The organism is Photobacterium aquimaris, from assembly GCF_002954455.1.
GTDB classification, from domain to species: Bacteria; Pseudomonadota; Gammaproteobacteria; order Enterobacterales; family Vibrionaceae; genus Photobacterium; species Photobacterium aquimaris.
Window position 1 is genome coordinate 646,299 of the sequence record NZ_MSCC01000001.1, and the last position, 24,372, is coordinate 670,670.

A 24,372-nucleotide genomic window follows, 5' to 3' on the forward strand; every position below is an offset into this window, starting at 1 on the left:
CCGCTAGGTGAGCCAATTGTCAATTTTTGTGTTCACCAATGTGCGCTTGTTAATAACTTTTATATTTTTGTGTTGTTTTTGTGAGGTTTGCGTTTGTTATTATGTAAGTAAGTTTGTTTTTAAATGTTACGCTAGGTATAGTTGTATTGACATTTGGTTATTATATGGGTGACATGTTGTTAACAAGCTGCGAAGGAAATGCGGTTGAAAGACAAAGCGATTATATTGCTCAACACTTTGCTTTTAATTATAGCGTAGCATTTTTAAAACGGTTTATTGATGGCTCACTATAGAAATAATCAAAGAGTTTAATAAAAAATAAAATGCTTCTAATGAAGCTGAGTGAGCAAAATGTGAAAGTAAAGAAGCCTAGACCTGTCAACCTCGACCTACAAACAATACGCTTTCCTTTAACAGCGATAGCGTCAATCCTCCATCGAATCTCAGGCGTGATTACGTTCGTTTCTATTGCCATTTTATTGTGGCTATTGAACTTATCATTGTCTTCCCCCGACGGTTTCACTACCGCAGCTAGTATTACCAATAGTTGGTTGGTGAAATTTGTACTGTGGGGGATTCTAACCGCTCTGCTCTATCATATCGTTTTTGGGATTCGTCATTTATTGATGGATCTTGGCTATTTTGAAGAAATGGAAACGGGCCTTGCTAGTACCAAGGTAAGTTTTGTCATTGTGGCAATATTATCGGTATTTTCAGGAGTATTAGTATGGTAGCCAATGTTTCTTCTGTTGGACGTAATGGTGTACATGATTTTATTTTAATTCGTGCCACAGCCATTATTCTAACGTTGTACACCATTTATCTAGTGGGGTTCTTTTCTTTTGGCCCAGAAATAACCTTTGCATCGTGGCAAGATTTTTTTGGTCAACTAACGACCAAAGTTTTTACGCTACTAGCATTAGGATCGATTTTAATTCATGCGTGGATTGGCTTATGGCAAGTAATTACTGATTATATAAAACACGCCGCGTTAAGAGCGTGCATTCAGTTTGTTATTGTTGCGATTTTATTTATCTACCTATTTTCAGGTTTCTTGATTGTGTGGGGTGTGTAGTGAGCATTGCAGTTCGTGAATTTGATGCCGTAGTGATCGGTGCAGGTGGTGCAGGTATGCGCGCCGCATTACAAATTTCAGAGCAAGGTCTTAAATGTGCCTTGTTATCAAAAGTGTTCCCAACCCGTTCTCATACTGTATCTGCGCAGGGCGGTATTACTGTTGCGCTGGGTAATTCACACCCAGATAACTGGCAGTGGCATATGTATGACACCGTCAAAGGTTCTGATTATATTGGTGATCAGAATGCGATTGAGTACATGTGTGAAAATGGCCCCAAGTCTGTGATTGAACTTGAAAAAATGGGATTGCCTTTTTCTCGATTTGATGACGGTAGTATTTACCAACGTCCATTTGGTGGCCAGTCAAAAGAGTTTGGTGGTGAGCAAGCCGCGCGTACTGCAGCGGCAGCAGACCGAACCGGTCATGCACTATTACATACCCTTTATCAGCAGAATATTAAACATCAAACCACAATTTTTTCTGAGTGGTATGCACTTGATTTAGTCAAAAACCAAGACGGCGTTATTTTAGGTTGTACTGCTTTGTGCATGGAAACAGGTGAAGTGTGCTATTTCAAAGCTAAAGCCACTATTTTAGCAACGGGAGGTGCAGGGCGTATTTATGCATCAACGACTAATGCTCATATCAATACTGGCGATGGTGTCGGTATGGCACTGCGTGCCGGTGTGCCAATGCAAGATATGGAAATGTGGCAATTCCACCCTACAGGTATTGCGGGTGCTGGTGTATTAGTTACTGAAGGTTGTCGTGGTGAGGGCGGATATTTACTTAATAAAGATGGTGAGCGCTTTATGGAGCGTTATGCACCAAATGCTAAAGATTTAGCTGGTCGTGATGTGGTGGCGCGATCGATGATGGTTGAGATCCGTGAAGGACGCGGTTGTGATGGTCCATGGGGGCCACACTTGAAGTTAAAACTTGATCATTTAGGTAAAGACGTACTTGAATCGCGCCTACCGGGCATTTGTGAGCTTTCGCGCACGTTTGCTCATATCGATCCTGTTAAAGAGCCGATTCCGGTTATTCCTACGTGTCACTACATGATGGGGGGCGTACCGACTCAAGTGTCAGGCCAAGCATTAAAACAAAATGCAGCAGGCATAGATGAAGAAGTTCAAGGCCTATTTGCTTGCGGTGAAATCGCCTCGGTATCTGTACATGGTGCTAACCGCTTAGGAGGTAACTCGTTACTTGATTTAGTGGTTTTTGGTCGTGCAACAGGCTTACACCTTGGTGAAACCTTAGCTGCTCAAGCAGAAGCAATGCCAGCAACTGAAGCTGATATTGAAGCTTCTCTTGCGCGTCTTAATCGTTGGAATAACACTCAAGAAGGTGAAGACCCGGTTCAAATTCGTAAAGATCTGCAAGCCTGCATGCAAAATAACTTCTCGGTATTTAGAGAGGGGGAGGCAATGGCTGCTGGGCTAGAAGAGCTTAAAGCTATTCGTGAACGTTTACAGCATGCACGATTAGATGACACCTCAACAGAGTTTAATACTCAGCGAATTGAGTGTTTAGAATTAGATAACTTGATGGAAACGGCAATGGCAACGGCTATTGCTGCAAATTACCGTACAGAGAGCCGTGGCGCGCATGCTCGGTTTGATTTCCCTGAACGCGATGATGCGAATTGGTTATGTCATTCGATTTATAACCCTGAAACGGAAACGATGACAAAACGAGCTGTCAATATGACGCCGATTCATCGTGAAGCATTTCCGCCTAAAGCGCGTGTTTATTAACTAATGGGAGACAACAGCGATGAAACTGAATTTTTCAATTTACCGTTATAACCCAGATGTTGATGATGCTCCGCACATGAAAGGCTACCAACTTGATGTGCCAGATGGCTCAGATATGATGGTGTTAGATGCGTTAATTTTGCTTAAAGAACAAGATGCAAGTTTGTCTTTCCGTCGTTCTTGCCGTGAGGGTGTATGTGGATCTGATGGTATTAATATGAATGGTAAAAACGGCTTAGCATGTATTACGCCGTTATCTGCGTTAATGCATAGCGATACCATTGTGATCCGTCCATTGCCAGGGCTTCCGGTGATTCGTGATTTGATCATTGATATGGAGCAGTTTTATAGTAACTACGCTAAAGTAAAACCCTTTTTAATTGATGATGCGACGTTGCCGCCTGCAAGAGAGAATTTGCAAGCGCCAGAAGATCGCGCTCAGTTAGATGGGCTATACGAATGTATTATGTGTGCTTGTTGTTCAACAGCATGCCCATCATTTTGGTGGAACCCAGATAAATTTATTGGCCCTGCTGGCTTATTGGCGGCTTATCGATGGTTAATTGATAGCCGTGATACTGCAACCGATCAACGATTATCTGATCTTGATGATGCATTTAGTGTTTTTCGTTGCCATGGCATAATGAACTGTGTAAATGTCTGTCCTAAGGGATTAAATCCGACCAAAGCGATTGGACACATAAAATCGATGCTGCTTAAACGAGCAGTTTAAAAATATCGATATGTTAGTGAGTCGATGCAGTTTGCAGGCTCGCTAACGGGAATGCTCGGTATTAAACCGATGCCAATGGCGATAAATTAGTAGTTAAGGGAAAATAATGCAGAATAGCGTTATGAAGGCATGGCTTGAGTCTTCACATTTAGCTGGCGCCAACGCAACTTATATAGAAGATCTTTACGAGTTGTATCTTAGCGATCCAGAGTTAGTTGATACCCAATGGCGAGAGGTTTTTGTCGATTTACCGGTTGTTAATGACGTAGTTATTGAGCAACCTCATTCTCGTGTACGTGATTACTTTAGACGTTTAGCAAAAGAAACCAATTTTTTAAGTGCTGTTGTTAACGATCCTGATGTTGATGCAAAGCAGGTTAAAGTATTACAGCTGATTAATGCTTATCGTTTTCGTGGTCATCAAAATGCTAACCTTGATCCTTTAGGGTTATGGCAACGTGATCATGTTGCCGATCTCGATCCTGAATTTCACTCGCTAACCACCGATGATTTTAATGAAACATTTAATGTCGGTTCATTTGCGATTGGTCAAGAAACCATGAAACTCAGTGAAATATATGCAGCACTAAAAAAGACCTACTGTGGGTCAATTGGTGCTGAGTATATGCATATCACCGACACCGAAGAAAAACGTTGGATTCAGCAACGGCTTGAATCGGTCATGGGTACAGGTTCGTTTACTGCCGATGAACAATTGTGTTTTCTTGATGAATTAACCGCAGCAGAAGGTCTTGAACGTTATTTAGGCGCGAAATTCCCAGGTGCAAAACGCTTCTCATTAGAAGGTGGCGATGCCATGATTCCAATGATGAAAGAGTTAATTCGTCATGCAGGTTCACAAGGTGTACGTGAAGTCGTCGTTGGTATGGCTCACCGTGGCCGCCTAAATATGTTAGTGAACGTGTTAGGTAAAAAACCGCAAGATTTATTTGATGAGTTTGCAGGTAAACACGGTGAAAGTTGGGGTACGGGAGATGTGAAATATCACCAAGGTTTCTCTGCCGATTTTGCAACTCCTGGTGGTGATGTTCATTTAGCTTTAGCTTTTAACCCATCACACCTTGAAATTGTGAATCCGGTAGTGGTTGGCTCTGTACGTGCTCGTCAAGATCGTTTAGGTGATGATACTGGTGATAAAGTATTACCCATTACCATTCATGGTGATTCTGCAATAGCAGGCCAAGGCGTTGTTGCTGAAACCTTTAATATGTCGCAAGCCCGTGGTTATAGCGTTGGCGGTACCGTACGTATTGTTATCAATAACCAAGTTGGCTTCACTACTTCAAATCCTCAAGATACCCGCTCAACAGAATATTGTACCGATATCGCTAAAATGGTACAGGCCCCGATTTTCCACGTTAATGCTGATGATCCGCAAGCGGTAGCTTTTGTAACTCGACTTGCATTTGATTATCGTCATGAGTTTAAACGTGATGTGGTGATTGATTTAGTATGTTATCGCCGTCATGGGCACAACGAAGCTGATGAGCCTACAGCTACGCAACCATTGATGTATCAAAAAATTAAAAAGCACCCAACTCCACGTAAGTTATATGCTGATTATTTAACTGAAATCGGTGCATTTGGGTTAGATGTCGCAACCGGTTTGGTTAATGAATACCGTGATGCATTAGATCGTGGTGAGTGTGTAGTTAAAGAGTGGCGACCAATGAAACTGCACTCAGTTGATTGGGCACCATACTTAGGTCACGATTGGACTGTTGATTGGAAGAGTAAAGTTGACGAGCAGCGTCTACAAGAGTTAGGCATGCGTTTATGTCAGTATCCAACCAGTCATCAGTTGCAAAGCCGAGTTCAAAAAATCTATACCGATCGCTTAGCGATGATTGCTGGTGAAAAAGCCCTTGATTGGGGTATGGCTGAGAATTTAGCTTATGCAACATTGGTTGATGATGGTCATCGTATTCGTATTACAGGTCAAGATTCAGGTCGAGGAACATTTTTCCATCGCCATGCCGTGTTACATAACCAACAAGATGCCAGTACCTATATTCCGTTAACTCATATTCATAATGGTCAAGGGCCATTTGAAGTGATTGATTCGGTGTTATCTGAAGAAGCGGTATTAGCGTTTGAATATGGTTATGCAACCGCAGAGCCAAGTGGATTAACGATTTGGGAAGCGCAATTTGGTGATTTTGCCAATGGTGCGCAAGTGGTGGTCGACCAATTTATTAGTTCTGGTGAGCAAAAGTGGGGTCGTATGTGTGGTTTAACCATGTTATTGCCACACGGTTATGAAGGCCAAGGTCCAGAGCATTCATCTGCACGTCTTGAACGTTACTTACAATTATGTGCCGAACAAAATATGCAAGTGGTGGTGCCATCAACGCCAGCGCAAGTTTACCATATGATTCGTCGTCAAGTTGTACGCCCAATGCGTCGTCCATTAATTGTGATGTCGCCAAAGTCGTTATTACGTCATCCGCTATGTACATCGACATTGGATGAGCTTGCTAATGGCACTTTCTTGGCTGCAATTGGTGAGGTTGATGAACTGCCAGCACAGCAGGTGAAGCGGGTGGTGTTCTGCTCTGGTAAAGTGTACTACGACTTATTAGAACAACGCCGTAAAAATGAACAAACTGATGTCGCTATTGTGCGTATTGAGCAGTTATATCCATTTCCAAAAGAAGATGTTGAAGCTGCGATCGCTGATTATAGCCATGTTACTGATTTTGTATGGTGTCAAGAAGAGCCTCAAAATCAAGGTGCATGGTATTCTAGCCAGCATAACTTCTATTCTGCATTACCAGCAGGATCGCTTTTACGTTATGCAGGCCGACCAGCATCAGCATCACCAGCTGTAGGCTATATGTCTGTACATTTGAAACAACAAAAAGCGTTAGTTGAAGACGCATTAACTATTGAATCTCAAGACCATTCTAATAATTAGAACGAGAACAAAAGGACAATACCGATATGACAATCGAAATTCTGGTTCCAGATCTTCCGGAATCTGTTGCCGATGCAACTGTAGCCACATGGCATAAACAACCAGGCGATACTGTTTCTCGTGATGAGGTCTTGGTTGATATTGAAACGGATAAAGTTGTGCTTGAAGTACCGGCACCTGAAGATGGCGTCTTAGAAGCTATCTTTGAAATTGAAGGTACAACGGTATTAACCAAGCAATTGATTGGTAAAATCAAAGTTAATGCTGTTGCTGGTGAGCCAACCTCTGCGGTATTGACTGATGCTGAATCGTCACCCAACAAACGTAATACTGCTTCGTTAAATGAAGAAAATAGTGAAGCGTTAAGTCCAGCTGTTCGCCGTTTATTAAGTGAGCATGGCGTAGCCGCTGAGAAAGTGAAAGGTACAGGTGTTGGTGGTCGAATCACTCGTGAAGATGTTGATAGCTACTTGAAACAAGCGATTGAAGCGCCAGCTGTCACCAAGAGTGTTGATACTCAAATTGAGCCACCGTTAGCGCATCGCAGTGAAAAACGAGTACCGATGACACGCTTACGTAAACGTGTTGCTGAGCGTTTATTAGAAGCCAAAAATAGCACTGCGATGTTAACGACATTTAATGAAGTTAACATGAAACCAATCATGGATCTGCGTAAACAATATAAAGATGTGTTTGAGCAGCGCCATGGTATTCGTCTTGGCTTTATGTCTTTTTATGTTAAGGCCGTTGTTGAAGCATTGAAGCGTTATCCAGAAGTCAATGCGTCAATTGATGGTGATGATATTGTTTATCATAATTTTTTTGATATCAGTATTGCTGTCTCAACACCACGCGGTTTAGTTACCCCTGTGTTACGAGATTGTGATAAGTTAAGTTTGGCTGAAATTGAAAAGGGCATTCGTGACTTGGCAATTAAAGGCCGTGATGGCAAGTTAACTGTTGATGATCTTATTGGCGGTAACTTTACTATCACCAATGGTGGTGTGTTTGGGTCGTTAATGTCAACGCCGATTATTAACCCACCGCAAGCTGCAATTTTAGGTATGCATAAAATTCAAGACCGCCCAATGGCTGTTAATGGTCAAGTTGAAATTCTACCTATGATGTATCTGGCACTTTCTTATGATCATCGTTTAGTTGATGGTCGTGAGTCTGTTGGCTATTTAGTGACAATTAAAGAGTTACTTGAAGATCCAACACGTCTATTACTGGACGTATAAGTACCAAAAAGAGTTAGCCGTGTAAGTGCTCATTATTCGGTTAACTTTCTTCTCTGTAAAGGGAACAGTAAACATGGACAATGATGAAGAGATATCAAAGAATATCTCAAATGGATTTAACAAGTCCCAAAGGGATAAAAACGGATAGAACATTATGAATTTGCACGAGTATCAAGCAAAACAACTATTCGCTGAATACGGTTTACCTGTGCCTGAAGGCTATGCTTGTGATACCCCACAAGAAGCAGCAGCAGCAGCAGGTAAAATTGGCGGTGAAAAATGGGTTGTAAAATGTCAGGTTCATGCTGGTGGTCGAGGAAAGGCTGGCGGTGTTGAATTACATGACAATAAAGAAGGCATTAAACAATTTGCTCAACATTGGTTGGGTAAGAATTTAGTAACTTATCAGACGGATGCTACAGGTCAACCTGTGACTAAGGTATTGGTAGAAGCAGCTTCTAGTATTGCTAATGAATTATATCTTGGTGCAGTTGTGGATCGTAGTTCACAACGTATTGTTTTCATGGCATCGACTGAAGGTGGTGTGGAAATTGAAAAAGTTGCACAAGAGACGCCGCATCTTATTCATAAAGCGGCCATTGATCCTTTAGTTGGCCCGCAACCTTATCAAGGACGTGAATTAGCGTTTAAACTGGGTTTGCAAGGCGATCAAGTTAAGCAATTTACTAAAATATTCCTCGGGCTTGGCAATATGTTTGCTGAGTGTGATTTAGCGCTGCTTGAAGTTAACCCATTAATTATTACTCAAGAAGGCACGTTAGTATGTCTGGACGGTAAAATTAATATTGATGCAAATGCATTATATCGTCAGCCTAAATTACGCCAAATGCATGATCCATCTCAAGAAGATGAGCGTGAAGCTCATGCAGCACAATGGGAACTTAATTATGTTGCCCTTGACGGTAATATCGGTTGTATGGTCAATGGCGCTGGTTTGGCAATGGGTACTATGGATATTGTTAACCTTCATGGTGGACAGCCAGCAAACTTCCTTGATGTTGGTGGCGGTGCGACCAAAGAACGGGTGACAGAAGCCTTCAAAATTATTCTTTCAGATAGCAATGTTAAAGCAGTTTTAGTGAATATTTTTGGTGGTATTGTTCGCTGTGATCTTATCGCTGAAGGTATTATTGGTGCGATTGCTGAAGTGGGTGTAAAAGTGCCAGTAGTGGTGCGCCTTGAAGGTAATAATGCTGAAGTCGGAGCTGCAAAGCTGGCTGATAGTGGTCTCAATATTATTGCTGCAACTTCGCTAACTGAAGCCGCAGAGAAAGTCGTTGCTGCCGCGGAGGGTAAATAATGTCAGTACTTATTAATAAACAGACTAAAGTCATTTGCCAAGGTTTTACCGGTGGACAAGGTACATTTCATTCAGAGCAAGCGCTTGCTTATGGCACTCAATTAGTCGGTGGTGTTTCACCGGGTAAAGGTGGAACCTCTCATTTAGGTTTACCAGTATTTAATACCGTCCGTGATGCGGTCAAAGCAACGGGTGCTACTGCTACAGTCATTTATGTGCCTGCACCATTTTGTAAAGATGCGATTCTAGAAGCTATTGATGCTGGTATTGAGCTGATTGTAACGATTACTGAAGGCATACCAACTTTAGATATGTTGGATGTTAAAGTACGTTTAGATGCGGCTGGTGTACGAATGATAGGCCCTAACTGTCCTGGAATTATTACTCCTGATGAATGTAAAATTGGCATTATGCCAGGTCATATTCATAGAGCGGGTAAAGTAGGTATCGTTTCACGGTCAGGCACATTGACCTATGAAGCGGTAAAACAAACGACCGATGAAGGCTTTGGTCAATCAACTTGCGTGGGTATCGGTGGCGATCCAATTCCGGGGTCAAACTTCATTGATATTCTAGAAATGTTTGAAAAAGATCCAGCGACAGAAGCGATTGTAATGATTGGTGAAATCGGTGGTACCGCCGAAGAAGAAGCGGCTGCTTACATTAAAGATAATGTCACTAAGCCAGTTGTATCTTATATCGCAGGTGTGACAGCGCCTCCGGGTAAACGTATGGGTCATGCTGGTGCCATTATTTCTGGTGGTAAAGGTACTGCAGATGAAAAATTTGCAGCATTGGAAGCGGCTGGGGTTAAAACGGTGCAAAGCTTAGCCGATATTGGTAAAGCATTACGCGAAGTGACTAACTGGTAATTTAGATTTAACTATTGAAAATCAAAGCCCTGCAAATGCAGGGCTTTTTGTTAGTTGCTAATGCAGAAATTTAAACACCAATCTCACCGCCATCTTCACGACGAATAACCACGGTTGATGAGCGTGGGCGAACCTCTGTACCACTCGGTGTTGCTTCTGTCGCATCATCACTATAAGGCCAGTTATCTGGGTGTTGAATATTGATAAACAATGACTTGTAATCAGGACTAATCGTAAAACCTGTGACTTCACAGCCATTTGGACCAACAAAGAAGCGTTTTAATTCGGTTTGATTTGAACTAGAGATCACCACTTGTTTATCATCTTCATCTAGCAGTTGTGATGGTACAACTGCTAGCATTTGATCATTGGTGTATTGTTCAACTTCATCGGCACCATTATCGGTTTGAATCCACATAATTCCACGTGCATCAAAGGCTAAGCCGTCAGGGCTAGCAAATTGATTCAGGTCGGTTAAACCGGAACGGTTAGTTTTCTCATCACCATCACTTGGTGAGCCAAAAACAAAGATATCCCAGTTAAATTCTGTAGGACTTTCACCTTCATCCCAACGAATAATATGACCAAATTTATTATTCAGGCGAGGGTTAGCTGGGTTAGTGCTGTCTTTACGTTTGGTATTATTAGTCAGGGTGAGATAAACCGAGCCTGTAAATGGATCAACGGCGGACCATTCTGGGCGATCCATCGGCGTTGCTCCAACTAAGTCCGCCGCGCCAGCGGTATTAACGATGATTTCTGCTAATGAATTAAACTGTGAAGCAAGGGTATCGCCCGACATTGTTAGGCTATTAAGCGTTAATGGTAACCAAGTTCCGGTGCTATCTTCATTAAAGCGAGCAACATAAAGCGTACCGTCATCCATGTATTTATCACCAATATCTAAGCGATTTGATGGTGATGCATCGGCGGGATCCCATAGCGCGTTTGACTCAAATTTATATAAATACTCAAAACGCGAGTCATGACCAGAATAGAACACCACCGGTTTGCCTGCTTCGAGTTTGCCAAAGGTACAGCCTTCATGACGAAAACGCCCTAATGCAGTACGCTTTTTCGCTCGTGAATTTTTAGTATACGGATCAATTTCAACAATGTAGCCATGGCCATTAGCTTCATTGCGGTAATCATCAAGCGATGAATTGCCTGTCGGTGCCAGATTAAAACGTCCAAATTCATCCAAACGTTCGTCATCATGACCAGCTAACGTTTCCCATTTATAGCGGCCTTGCAGATATTTACCGACGCCTGAAACACCAATACGATCTTGCTCTTTAGTTCGCATTCCGGTGTTAGTAAAATAGCCCGGCCAGTTTTCTTCACAAGTAAGGTAAGTCCCCCAAGGCGTATAACCGTTACCACAGTTGTTAAGGGTACCGCGAGCCTGACTACCATCAGGTGAGAATCGGGTGGTAGTGAGTTCAGTATGAGCAACAGGGCCAGATAAATCCATTACTGTCGCACCTGTATAGCGACGGTTTAGTGGATCGTTGTCAATTAATTTCCAGTGGTTATTTTCAAGTTGAATCCGCACCACAGAAATACCATGAGCATTGATTTCTTTACGGATCTCATCAATATCTATACGTACATCTTTGGCTCTTTCAGCGTATTTGTCCCAGTTTGGGTGCAGTGCTTGCTGATCAATGTATTCATGATTGATACAAAGTAATCCATCAGTAGATTGTTGGTTCAAAGGAAAGAAATGCATGCCATCATGGTGCATACCTAGTGCATTTAATTGATCGCCACTGGTGTTTGTACCATCGTTTTTCCATGCATTGGCGCTAGCGTTCAATGGTGTTCCCCAAGGAACTAATACTTGTGCGGTATAACCGGAAGGAATAGAAACGGCGTCAGTTAATGAGCCTGAAATAGAATTAAAATTTAATACAGCTTGAGAACGATCTGCTACCTTTGCAGTTGTTTTTGTTGGACTGGATGAGTTACAACCAGCAACACCTAATGCACCAAGTGCAGTCATTGCCCCCATACTTAAGCCGCCTTTTAGGATGCTTCGACGTTGAAAATTTGCCTGTAGTACATCATCAAATGCTTTGTTATTGCTGGTATTGTAGCGGGTAGGGTCGAACGTTTCCTTACTCATAGCTTTACTTTCCTGTGTTCAGTCATTATTGATTTAATGTGTGAGCAGGAAAAGAGTAAAGACGGGTAGTGACAGAATTTGTCTATTATTATGACATTTATATTTAAATAATCTTGTCAGCTACCCATATCAGATTTTAATGATTAACGTGCCGTGCGTTTTAGCTGGCTAAGCATAAATAATGCTGCTGCTGATACGACTACAGAAGGGCCAGCTGGTGTGTCATAGTGCCATGACATCGCTAAGCCGAGCACCACTGAAATCGATCCAATAACAGAGGCAATAACGGCCATTGACTCTGGACTATTGGCAAATCGACGTGCGGTTGCTGCTGGAATAATTAACAATGACGTAATAATTAATGCGCCAACAAATTTCATCGCAACTGCAATCACCATACCGACCATCAGCATTAATAATAATCGCATTAAATCGACGTTTACGCCCTCGACTTGTGCCATTTCTTCACTGATTGTCATTGATAGCAGTGGGCGCCATAGATAAATAAGTAGCGCTAATACGATAGCGCCACCACCGTAAATCCACATTAAATCATTAGTGGTTACCGCCAGTAAGTCACCAAATAAATAAGACATTAAATCGATACGAACATGATCTAAAAAGCTGACTGCCACTAAACCAAGAGATAATGCGCTATGGGCTAAGATGCCAAGCAGAGTATCGGTCGCAACATAGCGTTGTTTTTGTAAGGTCACTAAAATAACCGCGAGCACTAAACAACAAATAACTAACGCTAAATTTAAATTAATATTAAATAAAAAGCCTAATGCAATCCCCAGTAATGACGCATGTGAAAGGGTATCACCAAAATAAGCCATTTTGCGCCATACCACAAAAGACCCTAAAGGGCCGGCTAATAGGGCGATCCCAATACCAGCAATTAACGCTGGAAGTAAAAACTCAATCATTATTTTTTATTATCCTGATGATTATTACAGCATGTTGATGGTGTTGTTGAATCATCATGTTGATGGTTGTGTTGATGTTGATATAACGCTAGTTGGTCACTGGCTTGACGGCCAAATAATGCAATATATTTAGGGTGATTAGTCACGCTAAATGGGCTACCAGAACAACAAATATGATGCTGTAAGCAGATCACTTTATCCGTTTTAGCCATCACAAGGTGAAGATCGTGCGAAACCATTAAAATGGTACAGTTAAGTAAGTCGCGTAATTGCTGAATTAGACGGTAAAGTTCTAATTGGCCTGTAACATCGACCCCCTGTACGGGTTCATCTAACACTAATAAATCTGGTTTTTGTAATAATGCACGCGCTAATAATACGCGTTGCATTTCACCACCAGATAATCGATGCATGTCGCTATCGATTAAGTGAGCACCATTTACCATTGTTAGTGCTTCACGTCGTTGTTCAACAGAATAGCGCCCCGCTAATCGCATAAATCGATCAACAGAAAGTGGTAAAGTATCATTGAGGTGTAGTTTTTGTGGTACATAACCAATGCGCATTCCCTTTAGACGCACAACGTTACCTAAGGTTGGTTTTTGCAAGCCTGTTATCACTTTTACAAGTGTTGATTTGCCAGCACCATTAGGACCAATAAGCGTTGTAATTTCACCTCGTTCTAATTTGAGCGCAATATTATCTAGAACGTTACGGCCAGAAAAGGCGACGGTTAATGATTGTAATTCTACTAATGTTGTCATAAAGCGTGCTTAAAATAAGAATTTGCATAATTGTGATGTTATATTATAACATCGCTAAGATAGTTGTGTTACTGTTAATACGCGCTGATTATAGCCAATTGAGAAAAATTTCTTTGCTGATAATCAATAATTTTTTACCGTTCACATTTTATGGGGAAATCATGCACCGTCTAACTTCTTTATGTTGCGCTACTGCTATTGTTGTTTCTAGTTCAGCGTTTGCTGATGATACTTTTAACGTGGTTACAACGGTTAAGCCACTGAATTTGATTGTTAGTGAATTAACTCAAGGCGCAGCAACCAGTGAGTTTGTTATTCCTGCAGGCTCATCCCCCCATGATTATGCCTTACGTCCTTCAGATGTGAAAAAATTAAAGCAGGCCGACTTGGTTGTGTGGATCGGTCCAGAGTTAGAATCCTTTTTAACGAAAACCATGGATTCAAAACCTGAAAATATTGCGCTCAGTAAACAGCAAGGAATTAATTTCCGTTATTATGCTGAAGATGAGTCACATGCTGAGCATGAGCATGAGCATGGCGATCATAGTGCGGCAGCTGAACATGAAGGTCACCATCACCACGAACATAATGGTATTGATCCTCATTTATGGTTGGGACCAGATCAAGCAATACAAGCAGCAAATGTCATAACTAAGGCATTGATCAAGTATGACCCGTTGCATAAAAACACATATACAGCTAATCTTTCTACATTCACTACAGATGTTCAACAAGCGGTTATTAAGCTTAATAAACAATTACAGCCTTTAAATAATAAAGGTTATTACGTTTTTCATGATGGCTATGGCTATTTTGAGCAACAATTTAAGCTTGATAATCTTGGTCATTTTACGGTTGAACCTGATCGTCGTCCAGGTGCAAAAACATTGTTATCTATTCGTCAGGCGTTAACGAATAATCAGGCACAATGTGTCTTTAGTGAGCCACAGTTTTCACCTGCTGTTGTGAAATCTGTGATTAAAGGAACGAATGTTAAAATAGGGACTCTTGACCCAATGGCAACTGATATCGTTGAGGGCAAGGGAGGGTATGTCCGTTTTCTTAATGAACTTGGACAACGATTTAGTAAGTGTCTTAATTAATCATGAAATATTATATCGCTGCGGTGGCATCATTGAAGATGTTACCGCTGCAACATAAAATAGCGTTATTCTCAACGACAGTTTTAATGGTGGCTGCTATTGCATGGCAGCCATCGAAACATACAATACATATCCCCTCATTTAAAAAACCTGCGCCAATTGCAGTGCCGGTTAATATTACTCCCTCAGAGGTTTCAGAACCTGATAGTGAACCAATGGGTGCGTCTTTAGATCAAAATGATCCTGAATTTCAAGCACCAAAGGATGAAATTGAGCGGCAATTAGTACAGGCCCATGCTGAAACTGAATCAAAACACCGCGTCGCATCAGGCGAAACCTTAGGGGTTATATTTTCTCAATATGGTTTACCAATCTCAGAGATGTACCGTTTAATTGATGCTAATAAATCAGTACAACAGTTGCGTGTTGGTCAAACATTAGAATGGGATGTTGATAGCGATGGTAAGTTGACATCACTGAGTATTATTCGTAGTAAAAAAGTAACTGACACTTATACGCTCGGTAAAAAAGGTTACAGCTATAAAGAAGTTGTACAGAAAGGCGTTATTAAGCCAGTTGTACTTACAGGGCAAGTATTCGGTAGTTTCTACAATTCAGCACGTGATGCAGGGTTAACACCAACACAAATAGGTAATGTGGTTAAAGCATTACAATGGAAGATGAACCTTGGCCGTGATGCTCAAAAAGGGGATTCATTCGGGGTGGTGTTAGATCGTGAATTTATTGATGGTAAAGCGGTTGGCAAAGGCAAAATGAATGCCTTTTATTATAAAAGCCAACGCCGTGGACATTCTATATTTATTGCTCGTGGTGCTGATGATCAATTTTATGATCAAGATGGACGCAGTTTAAATCGTGGTTTTAAACGCGTACCAACGCTTAAGTCATATCGAATTAGTTCGTCATTTAATCCTAATCGTTTGCATCCAATTACCAAACGTCGTTCGCCACATAATGGTACTGATTTTGCTGTGCCTGTTGGTACGACTATTTTGGCTGCTGGTGATGGTGTGGTGGTTAAATCACGTTACCATCCGTTAGCGGGTAATTATATTGTGATTAAACATGGACGCGAATACATGACGCGTTATTTGCATTTGAGCAAACGGCAAGTCAAAGTAGGCGATAAAGTCAAAATGGGGCAACGTATTGCAAAAAGTGGTAATACGGGACGTTCAACAGGCCCTCATTTACATTTTGAGCTAATAAAGAACGGGCGACCAGTTAATGCAATGAAAGTACCATTACCGCAAGCTGAACCGTTAAGAGGTAGCACTCGAACTCAGTTTATGCGTAATGTTAAAGCATATAAAAAACAATTAACCGCGCAGATGTCGAGTTAAAATAAACATAACTATTTGTTCTTAAAGCGTACCGAAAGGTACGCTTTTTTATGCGTGTAAAAAACAACGTAAAATGAGTAACAATGTAGATTTATTGGTTATTTGTATCGAAACCCTTCATTCGATAAGTGAAAGATATTGTTTTAAATCAGTCATAGAATAATTGATTTAAGACAAGACTAATTTCGTATCAAAGTGTAAACTTCGCTACATCGTAATGAAAATAATTCTTATTAAGGTAGACGTTTAGTTATGAAACTGTCAGATATGTCGTGTGGTCACAGCGGTACAGTGATTAATATGTCTGCGTTGCCAGCTGTAACGCGAAAAAAATTAATGGTGATGGGTCTTTTACCACACACAGAAATTACTGTTGTCCGTTTAGCTCCTTTAGGTGATCCGCTTCAGGTTCGAGTTCGAGGTGTTGATATTGCACTTCGTAAAAAAATTGCTGAAGACATTGAAGTTGAGGTTTAGTAATGCAATATGACATCCTTACCGTGGGTAATCCAAATAGCGGTAAAACAACGTTATTTAATGGATTAACGGGAGCAAAACAGCAAGTAGGTAACTGGGCTGGGGTGACGGTTGAAAAGAAGACTGGTCATTATCAGCATAATGGCGATGATTTTTCTCTGACAGATCTGCCTGGTATTTATAACCTTGACAGTGCAAACGATGCTAACAGCCTTGATGAAGCTATCGCGTCACGCGCAATTTTAACAACACCTGCTGACGTTATTATCAACGTTGTTGATGCATCATCACTTGAACGCAGTTTATACATGACGTTACAACTGCGTGAATTAGGTCGACCGATGGTGGTTGTACTTAATAAGATGGATGTATTGAAACGTCAGCAACAAGTGTTAGATCTTAAAGCATTAGAAAAAGCTTTGGGTTGTCCTGTTGTTGCATTATCTGCCAATAATATGGAACGCATTGGCGAGTTTAAATCAAAGTTACATAAAATGCTGATTCAAGGCATGGTTGTTTCAGATTTTTCATTGGATTATGGTCATGATTTTGAAGCGGCTGTTGAACAGTTAAAGCCATTATTTATTCAAAATGAAAAGTTAAATGCGCGGGCACAATCAATTCGTGTTTTAGAAAATGACACCTTAGTGATTCACACGTTATCAGAAGAACATAAACAACAAGCGTGTGCTATTCGTAGCCAACTGATTGAATTAGTTGATGCTGATATTCAAGTGGCTGATGTGCGCTATACGTTTTTACATCAATTATGTCAGAAAGTACGTCGTCAGGAAGGCCGTTTAAGCCATAGTCTAACTGATAAGATTGACCGCGTATTATTACACCGTGCTATTGGTATCCCATTTTTCTTCTTAGTAATGTACGTAATGTTTATGTTTGCTATAAACATTGGTAGTGCATTTATCGACTTTTTTGATATTAGTTTCGGTGCAGTATTGGTTGATGGCGGTCATTATCTATTAGATAACCATTTACCGGTTTGGTTAGTGACAATTATTGCTAATGGTATTGGTGGTGGTATTCAAACCGTTGCGACCTTTATTCCTGTGATTGCCTGTTTATATCTGTTCCTTGCTGTGCTGGAAAGCTCTGGTTATATGGCACGTGCCGCTTTTGTACTTGATAAAGTGATGCAAAAAGTAGGTTTACCGGGTAAAGCATTTGTTCCACTGGTGCTTGGTTTTGGCTGTAATGTGCCCGCCATCATGGCAACACGTACGTTAGAACAAGAGCGTGAGCGTAAACTTGCAGCGGCAATGGCACCGTTTATGTCATGTGGTGCGCGTTTACCAGTGTATGCATTATTTGCAGCCGCTTTCTTTCCTGATAATGGTCAGAATGTTGTTTTCACTCTGTATATTTTAGGTATTGTTGCCGCAGTAATGACAGGCCTTATTCTGCGCAACACACTTTACCCTGGTACGAGTGATAGTTTTATCATGGAGATGCCAAATTATGAGTTACCAACAATACGTAACGTGGTCATTAAAACATGGCAGAAACTAAAGCGTTTTGTATTTGGTGCAGGTAAAACAATTGTGGTTGTAGTAACGATTTTAAGTTTCTTTAACTCTCTTGGTACTGATGGTTCATTCGGTAATGAAGACACGCCAAAATCTGTGTTATCACATGCAGCACAAGTAGTGACTCCTGTTCTAGAGCCGATTGGTGTTAAAGCTGATAATTGGCCTGCAACGGTGGGTATTATTACTGGTATCTTTGCTAAAGAAGCGGTAGTGGGAACATTAAACAGCCTTTATGCGCCTGCTATTGCTAGTAAAAGTGAAGAATATGATCTTGTTAGTAGTTTAAAAGAAGCTGTTGCCTCTATTGGCGATAATTTATCCGCGTTAAGCTTCAGTGATCCTTTGGGGATTGAAGTTGGCGATCTTGAAAATAAAACCGCGGTTGCGGAAGAGCAAGGTGTTGATCAATCTGTTTACGGTAATATTCAGTCACGCTTTGTGAGCGGTGCTGCAGCAATGTCGTACCTCATCTTCATTCTACTTTATACACCATGTGCGGCAGCAATGGGTGCATATGTACGTGAATTTGGTAAGAAATTTGCTGGCTTTATTGCCGGGTGGACAATGTTATTGGCATATACATTTGCATCATTGTTCTATCAGATTGCAGACTTTGCTTTGCATCCAGCCAGTAGTTCGTTCTGGATAGCATTCTTCATTGTGATTAATGTCGGCATATACTTGCTGATGAAACGCCAAGGTAAAAAGCAATCTCATTTAGAAGGATTATTGTTTGAATGATCTTACAACAATTAAAACAGTATATTGCAGATCATGGTCGAGTAAGTCGTAACCAGCTTGCTACCCATTTTGGTATGTCAGAAGATGGTGTCGATGCCATGCTTGCTGTGTGGGTCAAAAAAGGCGCTATTGGCAAAGAATTGGTTGGCTGTGATAGCACTCAATGTTGTCAAACCGCCAAAGATGTGTGGTATCGATGTTTAGCTGCAAATGAGTTATCTGTAACTGTTATGCGCTAATACAATGTGTTCTTAATAAGCAGCCTACGGGCTGCTTTTTTTATCTCTATTTTTATATCATCAATCAGCAGCGTAACTGTGACAGCTATGCTAATTTAACACTGTGATTAAGCGTTAATGATGCTAAAACCTGCGATATTACTCAGTTCTTGACGTAATTCTTCAGCAAGCGCTTGTTGTACCTCTTCACTACGTTGAATGCCTTGGGTATTACCCCAAATAGGTCCTGGCCATGCGATATCATTGCTAAAACGAGCGATATGATGAATATGAAGTTGAGGCACAAGATTACCAAGCGCACCAATATTAATTTTTTCAGCTTGATAGTCTTGCTCTAACAAAGCCGCCACTGCTGATGATTCACGCATAAGTTGTTGTTGATCTTGCTCTGATAAATGATGGATTTCACGTAGCGCATCATAACGAGGCACTAAGATAAGCCATGGACCAAGGGCTTCTTTTACCAGTAATACGCGTGATAAAGGTAAATCACCAAGTACCGTTGTATCTGCCATTAATCGAGGATGAAGAGTGAAACTCATGTAATTATTCCTTAACAGTACATTCTAGCTCACAAGCTTGAGCAATATTTATTATAGTAAGCTTAATTTGGCGCAATTGGTATTATCCTATAAAAACGTAGTTAAAGTGTATTAATGGGGGGCTTAAATGGTAACTGAGTATCAATTTATTCTTGATTACTGGTTTGGTGAGCTAAACGGCGAAGTAACCCGTGAAAATAAAAATGCACTATGGTTTTTAGGGGCTACTGAGGTTGATGTTGAAATCACCTCTACGTTTCAACCTTGGGTAAGTATGGCTGGCAATGGAGAACTTAATCATTGGAGTGATACTGCACAAGGACGTCTGGCATTAATTATTCTATTGGATCAATTTCCACGTAATATTTATCGCGGACTTAATGCTGCCTTTAGGTATGATTTATTAGCACTTGCTATTTGTAAGCGAGGTTTGGCTCTTAATCAAGATGCTGAACTTACAGCCATTGAACGGGTATTCTTTTATTTACCCTTAGAGCATTCTGAAGATTTAGAAGATCAAGAAGAAAGTGTGTTTCGATTTGATCTATTACGTAAAAATGTACAACTTGAGAATATTGCGGTGTTTGATAGTTTTTATGACTTTGCTAATAGCCATTTTGAAGTGATTAAAGAATTTGGGCGCTTTCCACATCGCAATGCAGTCAAAGGACGGTTATCGACCAAAAAAGAATTAACTTGGCTACATGATGGTGGTTTACGTTTCGGTCAATAATCAGTGATGTTAGTACCATTAAAAAAGCCTTCACGAATGAAGGCTTTTTATTATCCAGCTATCTATTATCATAAACAGCTATCACACTACATGCTAATTACATACGCTCTAGTGTTTCGATACCAAGTAGATCCAAGCCTTTCTTAATCGTGTTAGCAGTTAATAGTGCTAACTTCAAGCGGCTTTGCTTAACACCTTCTTCTGCATTAAGAATTGGACATGCTTCGTAGAAGCTAGAGAACAGACCTGCAAGTTCAAACAGGTAAGTACACATTAGGTGTGGTTGACCTTCACGCGCTACAGACTGAACAGCTTCTTCAAACTGAAGTAACTTAGACAATAGTGCTTGCTCTTTTTCGTCATTGATAACGATAGGGCATGTTAGATCTTTTAGTTCAACATTTGCGCGCTTGAAGATAGATGCTACACGAGTGTATGCATATTGCATGTACGGTGCAGTGTTACCTTCAAATGCAAGCATGTTGTCCCAATCGAAGATGTAGTCTGTAGTACGGTGCTTAGAAAGATCAGAGTACTTAACCGCAGCCATTGCAACTGTTGTCGCAATTTTTGCTTTTTCTTCGGCACTTAGCTCAGGGTTCTTTGCTTCGATTAGCTTGTTAGCACGTTCTTCTGCTTCATCAAGAAGATCAGCAAGACGTACAGTACCGCCAGCACGGGTCTTAAATGGACGACCATCTTTACCTAGCATCATACCAAATGCGTGGTGCTCTAGAGAAACTTCTTCAGGTACATAACCTGCTTTACGTACAATAGACCAAGCCATCATTAGGTGTTGGTGCTGACGTGAGTCAATGAAGTAAAGTACACGATCGGCATGAAGTTGCTCGTAACGGTATTTAGCACAAGCAATATCAGTGGTGGTGTATAGGTAGCCGCCATCACGTTTTTGGATGATAACACCCATTGGCTCGCCATCTTTATTCTTGTATTCGTCAAGGAAAACAACGGTTGCGCCATCACTCTCTACTGCTAGACCTTTTTGTTTTAGATCTGCAACAACAGGTGCAAGCATGTCGTTATACATTGACTCACCCATTACGTTATCATCTGTTAATGATACGCTTAGACGGTCGTAGTTGCGTTGGTTTTGCTTAAGTGTGATTGCAACAAGTTGACGCCATTTCTCTAGGCAGTACTCGTCACCACTTTGTAGACGAACAACGAAGTTACGTGCAGTTACACCAAACTCTTCATCTTCATCATAAAGCACTTTTGATTCACGGTAGAAGCCTTCAAGATCGCTGATGTTCATTGAAACATCGCTACCTTCTTTCTCTTTACGTTCCATGTTAGCGATAAGCATACCAAATTGGGTACCCCAGTCGCCAAGGTGGTTAGCACGAATAACATTGTGACCTAAAAATTCTAGGGTACGTACAACGGCATCACCAATGATTGTTGAACGTAAGTGACCAACGTGCATTTCTTTTGCAACGTTAGGTGCTGAATAGTCAACAACAATAGTTTGTGCTTCATCAGTATCAACAGCTAGACGATCGCTTGCTAGTGCTTCTTCACCGCGCGCTGCTAGCCATGCTTTATCAAGGAAGATATTGATAAAACCAGGACCTGCAATTTCAACTTTCTCAGCAATACCGTCTAGTTCTAAGCAGTCGATAACTTTTTGAGCGAATTCACGTGGATTCATGCCCAATTTTTTAGCAACACCCATAACACCGTTTGCTTGGTAATCACCAAATTGTGCTTTTGCTGACTGACGAACTGCTGCTGGACTACCGGCAGGTGCGCCTGCAGCTTCTAATGCTTGTGATACTTTATCATTAATAAGTGCTTGAATATTCACTCGCTGTTCCTTAATCGTTTGTAACGCCAATCATATATATGTGGCAAAAACGTCTGCGTATAGCAAAATATGCCGCCAAAAATACTCACGGAGCTAAAGTGTTTTTTGCTTAACTCAAAAGCGGCCAAAGCTACGTGAGTATTTTTTGATGGTAGTGTTAATTTTGTTTAAACACCAATATCTTGAATAGGCAGCGTGCGTTACCCTAATAATACCCACATAGTTAGGTACTTTGGCAACTGGAAAAAGAGATTGTAAGCAATTTTTTTAAAAGTTTTTCAAATAGACTAAAATAAAGCCAAAATTCAGCCCTGATAAGGGCTACCTCGTGGTAGTTTAACTATTGGTAATGCGAAAAGTCTGAGTAATTATGCGCTTGTTTGTTAAATGTTACGTGGTTGGAGAGACAAAATGCAAAGTTTGAAACAATTAGGCTTAGATCCTGAGCAAATGCTAGCTGATTTACCCTTGTTTATGAATCGCATTATTCAGTTAGCTAATGAGATCGGAATTTCGCTTTCAGAATACACAGCAGATCATATTGCATTAAGAGTTAATTCACGGGATATTGCTCTGGAGCTGCATCAGGCGTGGTTAGCTTATGGTACTGAATGGTCAAAGACGCTCATTAATGGGCGTCCGATTGTGGTTATTGGTTTTGATAAGCCGCTTCAAGTCGGAGATTGGACTATTGAGGCGTTAGAGTTACCTTATCCAAGTGATAAGGTCTATCCACAGCAGGGGTGGGAGCACGTTGAGTTTGTTATTCCAGGTAATGCAATGTCGATAGAACAATTACAACAGACTATCAATACCACTTTTCCAACATTAGATTGGCAGCAGTTAGCGAACAAAGGTATTAAGGTTAAAGCCAGTTCTCCAGCAGGAGAGCATGAACGCTTGCCAAATCCGACTTATGCTTTTAAAAAAGATAATATCTGCATTAAATTACATTCACACTCTTTAGCAGCAGTGATTGCGAGTGAGCAACAGTAACCTAGTCGGTTGCTGTCAATTAAACAAAAAATGCCACCGTTAAAGAAAGCAGTGGCATTTATTTCTGGATTGTTTATTTAAAGGATCACAGTTCGATTTCCGTGCACAAAGACGCGATCATCAACTACTAACCCCAATGCTTTGCTGAGTACTGATTTTTCAACATCACGCCCAGATTTTGCCATTTCTTCAGCACTAAACGTGTGATCAACTGGAATCACGTTCTGAGTAATGATAGGCCCTTCATCGAGATCATTAGTGACAAAGTGGGCGGTAGCACCAATAATTTTTACACCACGCTCAAAAGCTTGTTGATAAGGTTTAGCACCAATAAATGCAGGTAGAAAGCTATGATGGATATTAATTATTTTATGTGGGAATTGAGCAACAAAATTCGGCGTAAGAATCCGCATATATTTTGCAAGCACCACATAATTGGGTGAGTATTGTTGTATGGCTGCCAGTAATTGGGTTTCATGTTGCTCACGCGTGAGCCCTTCATGACATACATGATGAAATGGCACATTAAATTTTTCAGTTAAATCTTGTAGCTTATCGTAGTTACCGACCACTGCCGCAATCTCAATATCTAACGAACCATCAAAGGTTTTTACTAAAATATCCCCTAAGCAATGGGCTTCTTTGGTCACCATAATGACAATTTTCTTACGCTCAGAGCTAATTAAGCGACGTTTACTTCCTGCTGGTAAAGCACGATCAAGATCTGCTAATAAGGTCTCATCATTGAAATAGCCTTCAAGATCGGTACGCATAAAAAAGTGGTTCTTAGCGTTATCAACGTATTCTTTATTATTAATAATGTTGAGCTGATGTTTATGACAGATATTGGTAATTTTGGCGATAAGACCCATATTATCAGGGCATTCCGTTAATAGTGTTTTCTTTTCCATATGTGTTCCTGATGGCGGCAACGCAGTGCAGAGCCTAAAAATCATAATTTATCACTATTACGCTTATTCTATGTTGGGGTCAAATAGTTTATTGAATGTGCTGTTTCATTGGTGCGAAATAGCA

The 24,372-nt window shown here is 40.9% G+C and carries 21 protein-coding genes; 15 read left to right on the plus strand and 6 right to left on the minus strand.

The features are described from left to right. Positions 1-332 precede the first annotated feature (332 nt). From sdhC to sucD, 8 genes are all read left to right on the plus strand, one after another. Positions 333-734, plus strand: a complete 402-nt coding sequence (sdhC, locus tag BTN98_RS02790) for a succinate dehydrogenase cytochrome b556 subunit (protein WP_060997142.1) — start codon at positions 333-335, stop codon at positions 732-734. Continuing rightward, on the plus strand, positions 728-1,075 hold the full coding sequence (gene sdhD, locus BTN98_RS02795; RefSeq protein ID WP_060996982.1) for a succinate dehydrogenase, hydrophobic membrane anchor protein: 348 nt from the start codon (positions 728-730) through the stop codon (positions 1,073-1,075). Before sdhC ends, sdhD begins: the two co-directional genes overlap by 7 nt. Next, positions 1,075-2,841, plus strand: a complete 1,767-nt coding sequence (sdhA, locus tag BTN98_RS02800) for a succinate dehydrogenase flavoprotein subunit (protein WP_060996981.1) — start codon at positions 1,075-1,077, stop codon at positions 2,839-2,841. Before sdhD ends, sdhA begins: the two co-directional genes overlap by 1 nt. A gap of 19 nt (positions 2,842-2,860) precedes the next feature. Continuing rightward, on the plus strand, positions 2,861-3,574 hold the full coding sequence (locus BTN98_RS02805) for a succinate dehydrogenase iron-sulfur subunit (protein ID WP_060996980.1): 714 nt from the start codon (positions 2,861-2,863) through the stop codon (positions 3,572-3,574). Positions 3,575-3,680: 106 nt separating this feature from the next. After that, complete coding sequence (sucA, locus tag BTN98_RS02810; protein WP_060996979.1) at positions 3,681-6,512, plus strand: 2-oxoglutarate dehydrogenase E1 component; 2,832 nt, start codon at positions 3,681-3,683, stop codon at positions 6,510-6,512. A gap of 26 nt (positions 6,513-6,538) precedes the next feature. Beyond that, positions 6,539-7,753, plus strand: coding sequence for a 2-oxoglutarate dehydrogenase complex dihydrolipoyllysine-residue succinyltransferase (odhB, locus tag BTN98_RS02815; RefSeq protein WP_060996978.1), 1,215 nt, complete (start codon positions 6,539-6,541; stop codon positions 7,751-7,753). A gap of 154 nt (positions 7,754-7,907) precedes the next feature. Further along, complete coding sequence (gene sucC / locus BTN98_RS02820; protein WP_060996977.1) at positions 7,908-9,074, plus strand: ADP-forming succinate--CoA ligase subunit beta; 1,167 nt, start codon at positions 7,908-7,910, stop codon at positions 9,072-9,074. After that, positions 9,074-9,946, plus strand: coding sequence for a succinate--CoA ligase subunit alpha (gene sucD, locus BTN98_RS02825; RefSeq protein ID WP_060996976.1), 873 nt, complete (start codon positions 9,074-9,076; stop codon positions 9,944-9,946). Before sucC ends, sucD begins: the two co-directional genes overlap by 1 nt. A 70-nt stretch (positions 9,947-10,016) precedes the next feature. Here the strand turns inward: sucD and BTN98_RS02830 are convergent, their stop codons facing one another. The 3 genes from BTN98_RS02830 to znuC all read right to left on the minus strand — a co-directional run bounded on the left by BTN98_RS02830 (position 10,017) and on the right by znuC (position 13,767). Then, complete coding sequence (locus BTN98_RS02830) at positions 10,017-12,074, minus strand: PhoX family protein (RefSeq protein WP_060996975.1); 2,058 nt, start codon at positions 12,072-12,074, stop codon at positions 10,017-10,019. A gap of 143 nt (positions 12,075-12,217) precedes the next feature. Beyond that, complete coding sequence (znuB, locus tag BTN98_RS02835) at positions 12,218-13,003, minus strand: zinc ABC transporter permease subunit ZnuB (RefSeq protein ID WP_060996974.1); 786 nt, start codon at positions 13,001-13,003, stop codon at positions 12,218-12,220. Next, positions 13,003-13,767: a zinc ABC transporter ATP-binding protein ZnuC gene (gene znuC / locus BTN98_RS02840; protein WP_060996973.1), complete on the minus strand. Its 765-nt coding sequence runs from the start codon at positions 13,765-13,767 to the stop codon at positions 13,003-13,005. The genes znuB and znuC overlap by 1 nt, the downstream gene beginning before the upstream one ends. A 161-nt stretch (positions 13,768-13,928) precedes the next feature. Between znuC and znuA the strand changes: the two genes are divergently transcribed. The 5 genes from znuA to BTN98_RS02865 all read left to right on the plus strand — a co-directional run bounded on the left by znuA (position 13,929) and on the right by BTN98_RS02865 (position 19,238). Further along, positions 13,929-14,870: a zinc ABC transporter substrate-binding protein ZnuA gene (znuA, locus tag BTN98_RS02845; protein ID WP_060996972.1), complete on the plus strand. Its 942-nt coding sequence runs from the start codon at positions 13,929-13,931 to the stop codon at positions 14,868-14,870. Positions 14,871-14,872: 2 nt separating this feature from the next. Continuing rightward, the gene (mepM, locus tag BTN98_RS02850; RefSeq protein ID WP_060996971.1) at positions 14,873-16,234 is read left to right on the plus strand and encodes a murein DD-endopeptidase MepM; all 1,362 of its coding nucleotides are present in this window, start codon (positions 14,873-14,875) and stop codon (positions 16,232-16,234) included. Positions 16,235-16,486: 252 nt separating this feature from the next. Next, positions 16,487-16,711 carry a FeoA family protein gene (locus tag BTN98_RS02855; RefSeq protein ID WP_060996970.1) on the plus strand — a complete coding sequence of 75 codons (225 nt, stop codon included), beginning with the start codon at positions 16,487-16,489 and terminating at the stop codon, positions 16,709-16,711. A gap of 2 nt (positions 16,712-16,713) precedes the next feature. Then, a complete protein-coding gene (gene feoB / locus BTN98_RS02860) occupies positions 16,714-18,999 on the plus strand; it encodes a Fe(2+) transporter permease subunit FeoB (protein ID WP_060996969.1) in 2,286 nt (761 codons plus the stop codon). Beyond that, positions 18,996-19,238 (plus strand): FeoC-like transcriptional regulator, encoded by a 243-nt coding sequence (locus tag BTN98_RS02865; protein ID WP_060996968.1) that lies wholly within the window; start codon positions 18,996-18,998, stop codon positions 19,236-19,238. The genes feoB and BTN98_RS02865 overlap by 4 nt, the downstream gene beginning before the upstream one ends. A 107-nt stretch (positions 19,239-19,345) precedes the next feature. Here BTN98_RS02865 and BTN98_RS02870 read toward each other — a convergent pair whose 3' ends face one another. Then, a complete protein-coding gene (locus tag BTN98_RS02870; RefSeq protein ID WP_060996967.1) occupies positions 19,346-19,780 on the minus strand; it encodes an HIT domain-containing protein in 435 nt (144 codons plus the stop codon). A 127-nt stretch (positions 19,781-19,907) separates the two neighbouring features. On the opposite strand from BTN98_RS02870, the gene BTN98_RS02875 reads away from it, so the two are divergent. Next, positions 19,908-20,513 carry a DUF924 family protein gene (locus tag BTN98_RS02875; RefSeq protein ID WP_060996966.1) on the plus strand — a complete coding sequence of 202 codons (606 nt, stop codon included), beginning with the start codon at positions 19,908-19,910 and terminating at the stop codon, positions 20,511-20,513. A gap of 97 nt (positions 20,514-20,610) precedes the next feature. Here BTN98_RS02875 and argS read toward each other — a convergent pair whose 3' ends face one another. After that, positions 20,611-22,341: an arginine--tRNA ligase gene (argS, locus tag BTN98_RS02880; RefSeq protein ID WP_060996965.1), complete on the minus strand. Its 1,731-nt coding sequence runs from the start codon at positions 22,339-22,341 to the stop codon at positions 20,611-20,613. A 411-nt stretch (positions 22,342-22,752) separates the two neighbouring features. Between argS and BTN98_RS02885 the strand changes: the two genes are divergently transcribed. Then, the gene (locus BTN98_RS02885; RefSeq protein ID WP_060996964.1) at positions 22,753-23,337 is read left to right on the plus strand and encodes a VOC family protein; all 585 of its coding nucleotides are present in this window, start codon (positions 22,753-22,755) and stop codon (positions 23,335-23,337) included. A gap of 77 nt (positions 23,338-23,414) precedes the next feature. Here BTN98_RS02885 and purU read toward each other — a convergent pair whose 3' ends face one another. Next, the gene (gene purU, locus BTN98_RS02890) at positions 23,415-24,248 is read right to left on the minus strand and encodes a formyltetrahydrofolate deformylase (RefSeq protein WP_060996963.1); all 834 of its coding nucleotides are present in this window, start codon (positions 24,246-24,248) and stop codon (positions 23,415-23,417) included. Positions 24,249-24,372 lie beyond the last annotated feature (124 nt).

Bases quoted from the DNA above. Each gene is read 5' to 3' on its own strand.
- sdhC (WP_060997142.1), top strand. From the start codon at position 333: ATGAAGCTGAGTGAGCAAAATGTGAAAGTAAAGAAGCCTAGACCTGTC.
- sdhD (WP_060996982.1), top strand. From the start codon at position 728: ATGGTAGCCAATGTTTCTTCTGTTGGACGTAATGGTGTACATGATTTT.
- BTN98_RS02805 (WP_060996980.1), top strand. From the start codon at position 2,861: ATGAAACTGAATTTTTCAATTTACCGTTATAACCCAGATGTTGATGAT.
- sucA (WP_060996979.1), top strand. From the start codon at position 3,681: ATGCAGAATAGCGTTATGAAGGCATGGCTTGAGTCTTCACATTTAGCT.
- odhB (WP_060996978.1), top strand. From the start codon at position 6,539: ATGACAATCGAAATTCTGGTTCCAGATCTTCCGGAATCTGTTGCCGAT.
- sucC (WP_060996977.1), top strand. From the start codon at position 7,908: ATGAATTTGCACGAGTATCAAGCAAAACAACTATTCGCTGAATACGGT.
- sucD (WP_060996976.1), top strand. From the start codon at position 9,074: ATGTCAGTACTTATTAATAAACAGACTAAAGTCATTTGCCAAGGTTTT.
- BTN98_RS02830 (WP_060996975.1), bottom strand. From the start codon at position 12,074: ATGAGTAAGGAAACGTTCGACCCTACCCGCTACAATACCAGCAATAAC.
- znuB (WP_060996974.1), bottom strand. From the start codon at position 13,003: ATGATTGAGTTTTTACTTCCAGCGTTAATTGCTGGTATTGGGATCGCC.
- znuC (WP_060996973.1), bottom strand. From the start codon at position 13,767: ATGACAACATTAGTAGAATTACAATCATTAACCGTCGCCTTTTCTGGC.
- znuA (WP_060996972.1), top strand. From the start codon at position 13,929: ATGCACCGTCTAACTTCTTTATGTTGCGCTACTGCTATTGTTGTTTCT.
- mepM (WP_060996971.1), top strand. From the start codon at position 14,873: ATGAAATATTATATCGCTGCGGTGGCATCATTGAAGATGTTACCGCTG.
- BTN98_RS02855 (WP_060996970.1), top strand. From the start codon at position 16,487: ATGAAACTGTCAGATATGTCGTGTGGTCACAGCGGTACAGTGATTAAT.
- feoB (WP_060996969.1), top strand. From the start codon at position 16,714: ATGCAATATGACATCCTTACCGTGGGTAATCCAAATAGCGGTAAAACA.
- BTN98_RS02865 (WP_060996968.1), top strand. From the start codon at position 18,996: ATGATCTTACAACAATTAAAACAGTATATTGCAGATCATGGTCGAGTA.
- BTN98_RS02870 (WP_060996967.1), bottom strand. From the start codon at position 19,780: ATGAGTTTCACTCTTCATCCTCGATTAATGGCAGATACAACGGTACTT.
- BTN98_RS02875 (WP_060996966.1), top strand. From the start codon at position 19,908: ATGGTAACTGAGTATCAATTTATTCTTGATTACTGGTTTGGTGAGCTA.
- BTN98_RS02885 (WP_060996964.1), top strand. From the start codon at position 22,753: ATGCAAAGTTTGAAACAATTAGGCTTAGATCCTGAGCAAATGCTAGCT.
- purU (WP_060996963.1), bottom strand. From the start codon at position 24,248: ATGGAAAAGAAAACACTATTAACGGAATGCCCTGATAATATGGGTCTT.